The sequence below is a fragment of the Dickeya oryzae genome, assembly GCF_009372235.1.
GTDB lineage: Bacteria > Pseudomonadota > Gammaproteobacteria > Enterobacterales > Enterobacteriaceae > Dickeya > Dickeya oryzae.
Genome location: NZ_ML762921.1, coordinates 179,332 through 193,428, shown reverse-complemented (window position 1 = coordinate 193,428; position 14,097 = coordinate 179,332). Strand labels below are relative to the sequence as shown.

The window sequence follows — 14,097 nt, the reverse complement described above, 5'->3', positions numbered from 1 at the left end:
TAACAGGTGTCGATAGCAGATGCCGACAAGACGGGGCGGCTCAACGCCAGACCACGTGCAGCGGCCTGTCCATCCAGGGGTATTTGATGGTCGAATATCCCCACGGCAGTCGGTCGAGCAGCATGTCGAACGGGCCGGGGTCCACTTCCAGTTTCCAGCTATCTGCCTGTCGCCACAGGGTGCCTTCGCGTTGCAAAAAGGTCTGACGCAGGCCCTCTACCGAGGTGTGACCTAACGCGTTCCAGTGTTGCAGGATGGCAGCCAATAGCGTGTCCAGCGTGTCGCAGGTGGCGGTGTCCGGTGTCATCGCCCGTGGTAGCGGCGCGTTGAGCGGCACCCCGCACAGTAACTTGTTCAGCGCTAACTGGTATTCGGCATAGTCGAGCTGCGGGCTGACCAGATATTGCAGGCAGTAAATGGCCTGATAGCGGGCATCCGGTGCGGTAAATTCCCCGTTTTGCACCCACCCCAGCCGTGCCAGCAAGCGAGGTAAGTAGGGGGAGGCCAGCACCAGCCCGGCGTTGGCGACAGACAGTGGGTCGTCGGTGCGCAGTGCGTCATCACCTTGCCAGTCGCTGATAACCGGCGTGCGTGCGGGCGGTGCCAGTGCAGGCAGCGGTGTATCTTCTGCATCGGAGGGGGCAGAGCAAGGCTCCTCTGCGCTGTGGTGTTCCTCGCGGTACCCGGTATCGCTGCCATCGGCGATATCGGCGATATCGGCAGGTGCGGCGGGTGGGGTGTCCTGATGCAGCCCGGCGGTAGTGATGAGCTGTTGCAGCCGCTCGACCAGTAGGCGGGTTGCCGGTAAGCACTCGGCCTGTGCCTGTTCCAGTAGAAAACGGTAGAACGTCGCCGGTGATGCCTGATGGCTGCGTGTTTGCCAGTCAGCCGCCAACTGGTCAAGGCAATAGCGGATAAACGCGGCGATAGCCATCGGTGAGTCGGTGGCGAACAACGCGTGGTACAGCGCCCGCCTGAACAGGTTTTCCAGTACCGACGATGCCCTGTCGTTCGCTGGATCATAGTTGTCCTGATCATAGTACGCCTGATGGCGATAGCAGAGGTTGGTCACCAACCGGCCATATGGGTACAGCGCCAGGAAGTCGTGACGGCGCAACAGCAGCAGTAATGCGGTGTGCAGTGTGTCAGGGAGCCTGTCAGCCAGTTGTTCGCCAAGAGCCGATGAGCGCAGCGCCGGTAGCAGTAAACGGCGAATGGCCTCGGGCTGTGTGGGCAGCAGGCGCGCCAGTGCTGCCGGGAGTGCGCTCAGGTCGCTTTCGGTAACGGCGTCCGGGCCGTGATCCGCTATCCGTTGTAATAACGCCAGTGCGCTGGCTTCATCGATAGTGCGTGGCGTCTGGGCGACGGTGGGGGGAGCCGGTGGCGGTGTCGTCACGCTGGTGGCTGGGTCAGCCTGGCTGACTGCATCACGGATTGCCATCCAGTCCGGTGTGCGGTTGGCCGCCAGCGTGTCGATCATCTGCCCGTAGAAGGCCTGCCGTTGGGCAAGGCTCAGGCGGCGGGTGGCGGTGTCGAGTGTCGCCGACAGGTGGCGCAGATTGGCAGATGGCTGGCGCAGCATGACTAACAGCGCCAGTAACCGGGCAGCGTGTGACGGGCGCAGTGCGGCGCACAGCCGTAACCAACTGGCGGGATGGTGTGTGGAAACCGCCAGCCAGCGTTGGATCAATAACGGGTGGTGGCGTTGTAACTGTTGCAGGCAGTACAGCAGGTCGGCACCGGCAGGGGATGAGGTTGCATAACGGGTATCCGGTACCGCTTGCGTCGGTGTAAAACGACGCACCGGTGAGCCGTCGATCAACACATCGTACAGGTATTGGTAACAGGCCGCATCGAGCAGCGGGTCGGCCGGGGGCGGAAAATCAGCCTCGATCGGGAATGTCTGCCCGGCGGATGGCTGAGGCTGTTTTGACGATGACGATGACGGCGGCAGTGACGGTGCGCCCGGCTCGCTGTCTTGCCAGCGGCTGAGCAGGGCCAGCAGTGACCGGCGTACCTCGCTGTCAGCGGTGGTATGGCGCAGGTGCTGCAACAATGCCTCAACCAGCGTCTGGCGTGACAGGTTATGGTGTGCCGCCAGTTGCCGCAGCAACGCCTCCAGATAGCTGTGGCGGTTGAACTCGCTGCCGCGCTCGACCAGCAGATAGCTGAAGGTGAGGTTCCACAGGCTGTGTGTCAGCAGTGGTTCACCCGGCGCGTGGGCGGCGTGGGCGTTGATAGCCGACTGGCTGGCGCTGACCTCGGCCATCAGGTCACGAATAAAAGGGGCCTCAGTCGGTTCCAGCAACGTTAGCAGGCGATAGCGCGCGGTAGCGGAAAAACGCACCGCCCAGCGCTGGCGCACCCGACTTTGCTGACCGCAGTGGATCAACAGTGGGCGTAACATCAGCAGCACAGCCGGTGCGCTGTGTCGCCATAGCCGATGGAACGCTGCTTCATCGGCCTGTTGCAGGGCATCCAGCCAGTGCTGTCGCCATTCGGGGGAGAAGGTCTCTGCGGTGGTCGGCTTTTGTGGGCCGCGCTCGTGGGTTGTCGCACGGTACTGTACCGGCTGAACGCCTGACAGGGGGATGGACAACAGTGGCAGTGACCGGGCGGGGGCGGCCATTTCTTCCCAGAGAGTGGTCAGTAACGACAACAGCGGCTGCTTCAGCGCCCGGTCGCCCGGCCAGGCGGCCAGATGCAGGTACAGTGATTGCAGTACTTCGGTGCGCTCCCTATTGTGGTGCGCCGCCAGACGGCCAATCAACCCGGCCATGTAGCGCTGTTTATTGAACTGACCGCCGCGCTGTACCAGCAGGTAATGCAGGGTGAACTCCCGTAACAGCTGGGGTGGTTCCGCCGGGGAGATGACGTCGTCAGGCTGGCGGAGCCACACCGGGTGGTTCAGTACCTGCTGGATGAACGGCTGTGCCTGCGGTGCCAGCAGGATCAGCAGGTCGTTGAAGGTGGTGTCATCCAATGTCTGTGCCATTGCGCGCACCACATCAGCGTGTTGCCCGCAGGCATACAGCGCCAGCAAAAAGCGGGGGCGCTGCTCGCCGAGCAATATTGACCAGATGGGGAGTAATTCCTGGCGCAGACGGTGCTGCTGCAACGCCTGATGGATGCGTTGGTGCCAGTGGCGATGCAGCCGTCCCCGCAACGCGGCGGGCATGTCCCGCTGCGGCGGCCGTTCTGCCAGACAGCGCAGCGCCATGTCCTGATGGGCCGGGGAGAGCTGTTCCAGCCAGCCATTGAGCGCGCTTAGCGGCAGTTGCGAAACCAGCCGGGCGATCAGGCTTGCCGGGTGAGGGCTGGCGTTCAGTAACTGGTTGAGCTGTGTAGCGTGCAGACGCACCGCCTCGGTCAGCCAGTGACGGCGGTGGTTATCCACCCGCCACCAGCCTTGTCGGCTGGGGTAATGCCAGGGCATCACGCCGTGTTGCAGGTAAAACGCCAACTGACGCCATTGGGCGGCGGGGCCATCCAGTACTTCTTGTTGTACTTCTTGTTGTACTTCTTGTTGTACATCTTCTTGTCGTACATCTTCTTGCCGTACTGCTTGTGGCACGGCTTGTCTGGCCGCAGCCTCTGCCTCGTGTCCGTCATCAGGTATGTTCACGTCCCGTCGTTGCGCGCGCAGCGCTTGTGTGAGTTGTTGTGTGAGTTGTTGTTGCAGTGCGCCCAGCAATGCAGTTGCCAGATCCGATGCTGGCAGTGCACCCAAATCACAGTTCAGGTGGTCGATAACCCACAGTTGATGCGGCGGCGAATACTGCTCAAACAGCGTGTCAATCAATGGCAACAGCTGGTGCTGCACCAGATGTGGGGCCTCGCGCTCAAACCGCTCCGCTTCGGACGGATGGCAAAAGTCGAGCGTCAGGCTGGCGGTGTGGATCCGGTGTGGCTGCGTCATGCGTCCTGTCCTTCTGGTTGAGAAAACGGGGATGGGGTGTGCCAGTCGTGTAACAGCGCCGTCAGTCGGGCGCTGGCCTCGTCGCACAAGGGCTGACCGCGGGCGTGGCGTCGTGCATCAAGCCAGGTGAGCCAGGCGGTTTCGAAGCTGTGCATGGCATCGAGATCGAGCCAGTGGCAGAGCGGCAGCAGGTGTGCCGGGCACTGGCGGGCTATTAACGCTTCGGCCTGCCCTCGAAACAGCGGGTTGCCGCCCCGGGCGGTGTAGCCGGGCAGGATCAGGCTGAGCTGGCCGCGAAACAGGTCGGGGCGGTCATCTGTACAGCGGTGTGGCGGTGCCGGTTGCAGCAGCAGGTGCTCTAGCACATACACCCCTTCGCACTGTTGATTGAGTTGAATCAAACGACGGCGTAGTTGATTAACGAGGTGCACCAGTTGCGCCGGTCGGCTGCTGTCACCCAGATAGAGCCACAGTGCGCTGTATGGCGGTGTGGTTGCTGGCGGTAACCGGAACAGCGCCTGATAACGGCTACCGCTGCGTGGCGGCAAAATACGGTAATGCGCCAGCGTGACACCGTGCTGCAACAGCGTGATCGGCAAGGGATGGTCGCAGAGTGCCTGTATGTCGCGCGCTGTCGCGGCTTCCTCCGCGCTCCCCGGCTCTGGCGCTTCCCGTAGCGGCACATCCAGCAAACTGTCGAGCGAGCGTTGATCCAACCATTGCAGGCGTGACTGCTCCTGCGCACAGTGCAGCAGGGCGTCGTTGGTGATGAACCGCCATCCCTGCCGGACCAGTGTCTGGCTATAGGGCCAGTCGTCGGCGTCGTCCATGCCGAGCAGTAGCGCCACACGGTGCGCGAATCCTCCCCGGTTTTCCCGGTGGGTCATCGGCTGGCACAGGTTGAAACCCGCGCCCCGATCGCGTGTCAGGCGGTCGATGGCCTGAATAAACCGGCGTGGGTATTCCAGTGATAAGGGGATTGGCACGTTGTCATCCAGCGCTTCGCCCGGCTGACGCCATAAACGGGTATCCAGTGTTTCGCCGTATAACGCCAACAGATAGTCGAATAGCCGACCTTTGCGTTCCGGGTAGTGATCGATACCGGCCAGCAGGTGCTGAAAGCGGGTCGCGGCGTCGTCAGGATAGAGGTCATCCACCCCACGAAACTGGCTGCCATTGAGCAAGCCAAAGGCGTAACTGCGCCCGGTGTCGATAGACGGGGAAAACAGGTCGCGCAGGTTAGCCAGATTGGCGCAGAAGTTAGCCATCAGTTGTTCAAACAGCAGCAGATAGCCGCGAAATTGTTGTACCTGCCGGTGCGCCTGCGGGTTCATCGCGGCTGGAAAACGCGGGGCGTCCAGTTGGTAGACGCGGGGGAACAGCGACTGGAGAGAATGATACTCCGACAGCGCGCGCCAGGTGCCGTGTGGCACCGGGATCAGGGTGTCGGTCTGGCGGCGGATTTGCTCGCCCAGCGAGCCAGCTTGCGCCTGCCGTCGCACCAACCGGATACTCATGGCGCTGAAATCAATCGGCACGGGATAACCCTGATGGGTAAACCTGAGGTGAATGTCATCGTGCTTTTTCGGCAGCAGGATCCAGTCGCCGGGGCTGAAGTGATCGGGGCTGACGTGATCCGAACGGCGATGATCAGAGCGAGCGTTGGGGACACCCTCCCGTTCAGGCGGCGGGATCAGGCGCAATTGTTGGATATGGCTAATCCCATCGAGGCTGATGAGCCGGGTATAGAGTGACGAGAGGGCGCGGGTTGGGGCTATGGGGTCATTATCGGGTATCTCGTCGGCGCGGGTGTCGTCGCCGCGCAGCCACTGTTCGGCCTGAAAGTAAATGTCCGCCGCCAGCGCGTCGGCATTATCGTGACGTTGCAGCTCAATATCGGCGTACAGTCGCAGCCCGCGGCTGTCGATGATGCGTACCCCGGCGAGGTCTTCACACAGGTTGCGGTTGCGGTGGTAAACCTCGGTAACCGCCGTGATGATGGCATCGCGCAGCGCCGGATGGTGTTCACAGCGCTGACGTGCCGACTCGGTGAGCAGCAGGTCGAGGTGATAGTACTGCGGGCATTGGGCGTCCAGTGTTACCCAGACGCGCTCGACGTCATCGACGTTGTCTTGTATCGCATGCTGATAATCTTCTCGGGTGCAGGGGCGTGCCGGGAAAATCTGCTCCGGCAGCATCAGCCCCTGTGCGGCGTAATCCAGCTGGCCGTCAGGCGTTGTCAGATAATCGGCAACGTCGAAATCGGTGCGATAGATAAGGTCCGTCAGCGCGAAACACAACAGTTCTAACAGGGTGACGCCGGGGTCGTGCAGGTTGTAGTCGGTCCAGCGGTTGCCGCTGAGTGTCTGCACGAGCTCCAGCCCGTCGCGCAGCAGGCTGGCAACGTTATCCGGGTCATCCGTTTGCCTTGGGATAAACGACGACGGTGCCATGCTCACGCCTCCTGTGCCGGTAACAGGCAGTCGTGCATGTAGACGTCATGCCACAGTTGGGTGAGGTGGTAGCGAATGACGATGCCGTCGCCGTAACTGGTGTGGGTGCGAATCTGCAACCGGTAAGGGCGGATACCGTCATGACCGTGCGTGGGGGTATCGTCGCGCAGCCAGCGCAATGTCAGCTTGTCAGCCCGTGAATGGTAATAAGCATGGTGCGCGTTGATGCGGTTTTTGTGGCCGAAAAAGTTGAACAGAAAACCGCTGGGCGCACAGGTATTCAGGGCAATAGCGTGGAGCAACGCGTAACGCCCTGAATGGCGGATACCCACACCGGCCATGACTTCAAACGCCTGGCACCCTTCCAGTTTGGGGGTGATATCGTGCCACTGACCATCAGCCGGTAGTGTCTCTGCCCATTGCGCCCCGGCGCGACCTTGCGCGCCGATCACCCCGTTGACCTCAAGCGCATGGCGCGGCGCGGTGGTATTCACGCCCATTCGCCCTTCCGGGGTGAGTGTCAACAAGGGGGCTGTGTCGTCCATCACCTCCTGCCCGTCGCTGAGGTGGCGGTCTATCTGTAAGCGATCGCTGTCCGGTTGCAGGCCAACTGACCACAACTCCCGGCTGGGGTCACTGTCGCGGTAAAACGTCATCAGTCTGGCGTGGGCATCCAGTGCGGCGAGCTTCAGCCCGTGTTCCGGTGTTTTATCAAACCCTTCCTCGATTTTGTTGACTGACGAGTCGATCAAATCGGAAAAGTGCTCGGCGGACGGCATAGCGCCCTGACGGAAATAGTTTTTCAACGTGCCGCGATTTCGTTTTGCCACTGACCTACTCCTTTTGTCGCTTCTCCCGCGTGGCCGTGCCGTTATCGCGGGTTAGCGGACGGTGATAAAACTGTCGCCGATGACCAGATCGCCAATACCGATTTTTTCCGGCGCAAGCGGGCGCGGATCGGTACTGAGCCGCAACGCGTGTTGTTCAACCGGCAGGATAATATTCCAGGGATAGCGCGGACTTAGCCCGGTCAGATTCGGGGTGTTTACGGCGGGATCGCGGGTGTTATCGTGCGACGGCGCAGCACTGTCAGATAACCACCAGCCCGTCGTCGGGTCATCACACTCATCGCGGGTGTCCTGACGCAGGATGACCAGTGAAAACGCGGTCACGAAACGCACGTAATCGAGGTGGGCGATGAATGACTCGATTTGGTGTAGCGCCACGTGGGAACCGAAGCCCTGGCTGACGCTGTCTTCGCGCCACGGGCAAAGGTAGGCACAGATATCCCGGTTCAACGTCCGCAATGCCTGCCCCGGGTGTTGTCCCGGCTGAAACGCGACGCTACAGCGTACCTGAACCCTGTCGTACACCGGTGAACGCACCGCGATGTTGGCCCCCGGCGGCGCGACGGTTTGCAACCAGCTTTGTATCCGGTGCAGCAGCGCGGCGCTGGTGTGCCGCGCGTCACAGGGCTGATGCTGACAGGCAGGGTGGCGCTGACGCACCAAAAGCAGGACATGCCCCGGATGATGACCCGGCACGCCGAAACGGGTATGTGGAAAACAACGCACCTGTTCAATATCCGCAAACTGTTGCAGCACCAGCCGTTCATAATCCCAGCCGGTCAATGCCCGTCCTTTGTGACGCAACTGTTCGCTGACGCGCTGGTGGAACTGGCGCAGGGACTCGTGCGGCGCGTCACCCTGCACTGGCAGCATCAGGCTGACGCCGCCAAGCCCCGGCGGTGGCGACAATACCTGCCAGCCAGAGCCAGAACCGGCAGTGGGCGGCTGCGGGGCGTTATGGTCTTCCTGTTCGGGCGTCCATTGTCGACGAGCCTGCACCACGTGGGTGGCGACATGCAGGCAGTTGGCGTACTCGCCGATGCCCTGGCGGGTGCTGACCTGCAACCAGTAGAGCTTATCCGGCATAACGGTGTGCCGATCGTTAATCTCTGTTGGGATCTCCAGCGTGATGATACCGGAGGTGATAAAGCCGCAGGTGGTATCGGCAATGACCTGATGCGGCGGCAGAATGCGCCAGTCGTTATCCACCAGATAACGCCACTGAAACGCCTGTCGATGGCGAATGGCGGTGGGGGCGGCCTGATCGTCGAGATGGAAAAACAGGTTCAGCATGCCACCCGGTGATGAGGCCTGTAAGCCGATGAACAGGTTGCCGTCATCCTCGTAGCGGGGGAAAAAGGTGGCGCTACGGGTGGCCTCGTCGGTGGTACGCATCGGGGACCGCACTTTATCGTCGGACAATTCTTTATCGTCGGACAATACTTCATAGCCGGACAGGACTTCATAGCCGAAAGGATGTAAATGCAGCAGATGGCTGTCTGGCATCGGCGTGTGACCGGGGGCACCGGGGGTGAGCCGGGAGCAGGCGCGGTAGCCGAGCGTCAGCCGGTTGACAGCCGGGGTATACGGCGGGTTGGGCAGCGGTAGCGGCTTACGGTGTTTGGCATTGTGTATTAGCGTCTGGCTCAGCAGTGACGCGTATTGCTGGTGGCCAAACGCGTGCTCCGGTTCGCACAACGACAGGCGAATCAGACCGTTGCGGCTGGTGCTATCGAAGCGAAAGGTATCCACGTCGACGGCGCGGCGACTGGGTTGAAATGCCTGCTTCAGCGAGGCATGAATCTGCCTGTTGGGGCGCAACCGATCGCTGCCTGCTTCGCAGTCAAACAGCGCGATATCATGACTGACGACTTTCCATTCACCCTCTCGCAGTACGGATAGCTGCGCGTTAAAACGCGTCGTGGCGTAATCGCCGGGGTAAGCCTGATAGTGCTGGCGAAAGCCGTCGCTGCCGCCCGGCAGATTGGCCCAGTCGATGGTCAGCGTGATGTCCTGTACCTGCTTTTGGGCGAGTTCATAACTGGCGATCGTCAGTGAGGACTGGCTGACGGGTTGTGCGCCAAAAGGGTAAAACACCTTGCTGGCGTCGGCTTGTCCTTCCGGCGTGTAGACCTGAATCGCCTGAACGCCGGAGACCTCTGTGTTGAGGATTAACGGGCCGAGCACGAAATGGAGAAACGCCGAATAAGGGAAAAAAGGGGTTTCCGGCTTCATGGTCACCTGCAACGCCGGGGCGTGGTAACACCACCTCTCACCGTGGATAGCTGGGTCACAAGGGATGACTGCCTCAAACCCCGGCGGCAGGGTAAAGGTCAGCCGAAAACCGTAGGGACCATCATCGTCAGCACGCAGTGGATGGATACGGTACGTGGCGATGGGTTGCCAGCCACTGTCTGTACTGATACGTAGCGAGAATAACTCGCTGCACAGGCGGTAGAAGGTGGCTTGCCGGTTGCCGTTGAGCAATTCTGCCAGCGACAACTGGCTGTCCGTGGGCAGTAACTGGCGACTGCGGGCCACAATCCATTGCCGGTCATCGTCATTCAGCCAGTCGGTCAGGCTCAGGTACTGGCGGCTGAACAGATGCCCCAGTGCACGACGATAGCAGGCCGGGTCGTCGGTCTGGCGCAATACGCCCAGTAACAGGTATTGGTACAGGCGGCTGATAATGTGGTCGTCGCTGCCTTGTTGCAGTGCCTGTAGCTGGCGGGAAGATAACGCCTCTACCAGCGAGTGGATCGTAGCGGGGGCGCTGTCGTCAGGCAGCAGCGGTGTCATCGCACGTGCCAGCGAGAGCAATAGCGTGGTCAGCCGATTTCGCAACAAGGCCGGATAAGGGGTATCGCGCAGCAGGTAAAGTTGCTGCGCCAGTAGCGAATGTTGCGCTTCGTGAAGCGTGATGGTGAGGCTGACCCGCCGCCGCCCTTCAGGCAGGTAGAGTACCGGGTCGATAATGGCGATGCCCGACGCACAGGGAGACGGGTGGCGTTGTAACGCCGGTGTTTCGCCAAATAGCGTCAACAGCGTGCGGGAGCGCGGCTGGTCATCGTGCCACGGCCACAGGCTGTCGCTGTGGATAGCGGTCACGAAATCCAGCTCCCGTTCTGGTGACATCAAGGGGTCGCGCCTTAGCAGCAGCGAGTGAACCTGTTTGACTTCCGCGTCGGTCACCAACACCGGGTGTTCGCTGTGGTAGAGCAGGTCACGCAGTCGGTCATCCTGCCCGTGGCTAAAGGCGGTGCCGCGCGCCAGTGAGACGGCAGGCGTCGCGGGATGTTCCAGCGTCAGTTTTAAAAAGACGGCGTCAGCGTTGAGCGGTTGTGGCTGCTGGCGGAGCACCTGTCGGTAGTAAAAATCGAGGTGTCGGGCGGTGAACCGGTTAAGTCGGGCCTGCGCTCTGGCGAATAAGCGCAGAAACGTCAGATACAGGGCGACTTCCGGGGCGTGATCGGCATGAGACAACGCCTGTTGCAGATGGCGGCGGCACTCGGCCTGTAACTTGCTGACGGCATTGATGGCGGCGGAAAAACACAACTGCAACTGTTCTTCCAGGATCGCAATGCCCGGTAATTGCTGCTGGAGCAACGGGTGCTGCTCGCTGGCGACAAACTGGCCGTTGTCGTAGCTAATCCCCCACAACGGGTCGAGTGCGGTCAGGCTGTCGTTTGCCAGCAGCGACTGGCGGTAGTCCTCCAGTGCCTGTGCCAGGATCACCACGTACTGAAAGGGGCGCACCACCTGTGTTTTCAGCACCGTTTGGATCGTCAGCTTGATGTGATCGGCACTGAGGGTCTGGACGGGAATAAAAGCCCGGTACCAGCGATCCAGATTGCCGTAGAGGGCGATCAAATACGCCAGTGTCTGATCCAGACCGCGTGACTGTGCCTGACGAAAGCGGTTCTGCTCCAGCGTGGTGTCGAACGACAGCATGATAGCCATACCGGTGACTTCGCTTTTGGCAAACAGCGCCTGCCAGTTACCCGGCGGCGAGCCTTCACCGGCATCGAACGACAGCTGGGCGGCGATATCACTGGCCAGTACCAGCAAGGTTTCAAACGACATCTCATCTGCCAGAAACGCGCCGTCCTCCAGTGCTGGCGGCAGGCGCTGGTGTTGTGAGGTGCCAGCGGGCGGCAATGGGGGGCTCCAGTGTGTAGTCATGATTCAGCGACCTTGGTTAATGGGTGTCCGTCAGGGGCAGAGGTGAGCGGCGGCCGGGGCCGGTTAGGGGGTTGCGGTCAACGTGCCTTCCCGTAAATAGAACGGATACACCATGTTGCTGCGGGTATTGGTGGCAATCAGCGTGTAGTCGAGGTTAATCAGCAAGGTGCCGTCAGGCGCATGGCTACTGTCGATTGTGATCGTCTGTAGCTGAATCCGTGGCTCAAAAAACAAGATGGCCTGCTCAATACGGGTTTTCATGTCGGTCAGGGTGGAGAGCGTGAGGTCTTCAAACACCATGCCCTGAATATCGCAACCGTACCGGGGAGCCATAATGCGCTCGCCGGGGCGGGTGGAGAGCAACAGCGCCAGGCTTTGCCGGATATCTTCATCGCCGCTGACCATGCCAATACTGTGGGTTGCGGTATCAAACTGCGGCGGAAACCCCCAGCCGGTACCGAGAAACGCGTTGTCGTTATTCACGGTTATCCTCCTATCAACACAGTAAAATCGCCCAGCGCGATATTGCCGCCGTGGGCGGTGGTATCACCGAGGCGCGCCGCCGGTTTCCCGCCGATCAACACCGTGGCGGAGCCTTTTACGATGGCGTCCGGTGGCCCGACGCAGACGCAGTTATCCCCCAACACCGCCGCTGGCAGTTTGCCAATCAGCACCGTCGGTACGCCGGGGCCGATAACCGGCCCGCCGACATGGGGAATCGGCGGCAACCCCGGCGTCACCATCGGGCAAGCGTGTAAGTCAGTCAGGCGAGCAGCAGGCGGCATAAATCTCCTTTAATTTTTTGTTGATAACCAACAACGTTGTCTCGTTGTGTGCTGTACCCGTCTGGCGTTAAAACGGTGCTGAGGTGTGCGCCACCGCCCTCAGTCAGTCAACGTTAATTGATCATCACGATGCCGCCTTTCACGGTGGTTTGGCCGGAGGCCGACAGTTCGGCGGTGGCGTTGCCTTTGGCGGTGAGGCCGGTTTTGGCCGACAGGTTGACGTTCATCCCCTCGGCGGTGACGTCGGCTTTGGCGCTGATATCCACGGTGCGCCCGGCGCTGAGTTCGATTTTCCCTTTGGCGCTGAGGGTGATGTTCTTCGGGCTGTCGAGCGTGATGCCAGACGCATCCAGCGTGACGCTGTTGCCGTTCTGGTCCTGTAACGTCACCGTTTTGCCTTTGTCGCTCAACATCACCTGATTGCCGTCGGGGGTCGTCAGGGTGATGGACTTGTCCTCTTCGTTGAACTGCAACGTTAACTGGCTGCGGGTCATCAGCGTTTTGAGGGTGTTTTTGGCTTCGGGTGTGACCGGTGGTGGGTTCTTGCTGCTATACAGGCTGCCGAGGATCACCGGGTCGGACGGGTTATTGTTGAAGTAACCCAGTATCACCTCGTCGCCCACCTCCGGCATAAACTGCGCCCCGATGCCGGATGAGGCGTAATAACTGGCCAGCCGCGCCCACAGGCCGTCGTTTTCCGCCTGCGTCACCGGTAGCGACACCTGAACGCGATGCTGCTGTTGTGGGTCGCCGTCGAGCTTTTTGACGATACCTATCTGCAAGCCATCCACGCCCGGCAGCAGACCCGCGGCAGGCGGCGGCGTGAGGTCCCGGTGTTCGGCTGACCAGACCGGCGGCATACCGAAATCGATGTGGGTCAGCCACTGCCCATCCTGAATATGGTGGCGAACGCCGCTGACATAGAGGTGGCCGTTAAAACGCGCGCCGACACCAGCCAGCTCAATCAGCGTGTTGATGCGTGCGCGGGCGCAGCCCTGACAGGTCAGGGTGCCGCGCAGGCGGGAGAGGGCGGATTTTACCTGCTGGCCGCTCGCCCAGTCCCGCAGGGCGCTGGCTGGCAGCGGCGTGGCGCTTTGCAGCCGGAATGCGGGCAGCCCCAGTACGCGGGCCAGCTCATCGGCGCTGAGGTTGCCTTGCTGGCTGACGGACTGCGCGGCGGCGTTTTCCTGTATCGGTTGCTGGTTTTTGATATCCCAGCCAACGCCGGTGACCGAGGTGAACTGATAACGGGCGTCGATGTCGGCGGTCAGCGACATCAGGTCGTCACCGTAGGTGAGGGTCAACACCGGTGACGCGCTCAGACAGGGCGCGGTGACCGCTACCGTATTGTCGTCGTTGCAGACCACCAGCCCGTTGGCTTCCGCTCGGGTCAGCAAAAAATCCCAGTCGGTGCAGTTGAACTGCACCAGCTCGTCGTGCTGGGTGGTTGTGGTGTCGACACGGGCGGTAAGCCCGGCGCAGCCGCCGATCAACTGGCGTAAGATGTCGCTGTCTTTCTTCTTGAGATAGTTGTTGTTGCGGCGCGCGACCGTCATGCCGATAGCGCTGTCCCGGCATTCGATGATCAGCCGTGAATGACCCGCACCACCGAGGCGGATGCCGTGGCGAATGATGATCCCCTCGAACAACACCTGTTCCTGACTGGCGTAACCGGCGGCGATAGTCAGCGCGTTGCCCGGTTTGAACAGCGAGCCGCTACTGAGCGGAAAACGGTTTTGCGGCATGTCGCCATCCTCAATCACCAGCTCGGCGCGGGCGACATGATTCACCCGTTTACAGACATGGAGGGATAACACCTGGATAGCGTTACCGATCTCGGTGCCGTTGCTCTTGATGGTGTAGGTCACCACGCCGTCATGGTGTGTTGCCGGGGAGTCCGCCATATCGTG

7 protein-coding genes are annotated in these 14,097 nt (G+C 61.1%); all 7 read right to left on the bottom strand.

The window, feature by feature from the left end:
• Window positions 1–40: 40 nt before the first annotated feature.
• The 7 genes from FAZ14_RS06055 to vgrG all read right to left on the bottom strand — a co-directional run bounded on the left by FAZ14_RS06055 (window position 41) and on the right by vgrG (window position 14,091).
• Complete coding sequence (locus tag FAZ14_RS06055; protein ID WP_153508225.1) at window positions 41–3,919, bottom strand: contractile injection system tape measure protein; 3,879 nt, start codon at window positions 3,917–3,919, stop codon at window positions 41–43.
• Window positions 3,916–6,372 carry a hypothetical protein gene (locus FAZ14_RS06050; RefSeq protein ID WP_153508224.1) on the bottom strand — a complete coding sequence of 819 codons (2,457 nt, stop codon included), beginning with the start codon at window positions 6,370–6,372 and terminating at the stop codon, window positions 3,916–3,918. Before FAZ14_RS06050 ends, FAZ14_RS06055 begins: the two co-directional genes overlap by 4 nt.
• 2 nt (window positions 6,373–6,374) lie before the next feature.
• Window positions 6,375–7,202, bottom strand: a complete 828-nt coding sequence (locus tag FAZ14_RS06045) for a hypothetical protein (RefSeq protein ID WP_153508223.1) — start codon at window positions 7,200–7,202, stop codon at window positions 6,375–6,377.
• Window positions 7,203–7,253: 51 nt separating this feature from the next.
• A complete protein-coding gene (locus tag FAZ14_RS06040) occupies window positions 7,254–11,402 on the bottom strand; it encodes a baseplate J/gp47 family protein (protein ID WP_153508222.1) in 4,149 nt (1,382 codons plus the stop codon).
• Window positions 11,403–11,465: 63 nt separating this feature from the next.
• Window positions 11,466–11,885: a GPW/gp25 family protein gene (locus FAZ14_RS06035; protein WP_016940543.1), complete on the bottom strand. Its 420-nt coding sequence runs from the start codon at window positions 11,883–11,885 to the stop codon at window positions 11,466–11,468.
• A gap of 2 nt (window positions 11,886–11,887) precedes the next feature.
• Window positions 11,888–12,187: a PAAR domain-containing protein gene (locus tag FAZ14_RS06030; protein ID WP_016940542.1), complete on the bottom strand. Its 300-nt coding sequence runs from the start codon at window positions 12,185–12,187 to the stop codon at window positions 11,888–11,890.
• 113 nt (window positions 12,188–12,300) lie between these two features.
• Window positions 12,301–14,091, bottom strand: a complete 1,791-nt coding sequence (gene vgrG / locus FAZ14_RS06025; RefSeq protein WP_153508221.1) for a type VI secretion system tip protein VgrG — start codon at window positions 14,089–14,091, stop codon at window positions 12,301–12,303.
• Window positions 14,092–14,097: the final 6 nt, after the last annotated feature.

Excerpts from the sequence above, each read along its gene's own strand:
- FAZ14_RS06055 (WP_153508225.1), bottom strand. The coding sequence starts at position 3,919 with ATGACGCAGCCACACCGGATCCACACCGCCAGCCTGACGCTCGACTTT.
- FAZ14_RS06050 (WP_153508224.1), bottom strand. The coding sequence starts at position 6,372 with ATGGCACCGTCGTCGTTTATCCCAAGGCAAACGGATGACCCGGATAAC.
- FAZ14_RS06040 (WP_153508222.1), bottom strand. The coding sequence starts at position 11,402 with ATGACTACACACTGGAGCCCCCCATTGCCGCCCGCTGGCACCTCACAA.
- FAZ14_RS06030 (WP_016940542.1), bottom strand. The coding sequence starts at position 12,187 with ATGCCGCCTGCTGCTCGCCTGACTGACTTACACGCTTGCCCGATGGTG.
- vgrG (WP_153508221.1), bottom strand. The coding sequence starts at position 14,091 with ATGGCGGACTCCCCGGCAACACACCATGACGGCGTGGTGACCTACACC.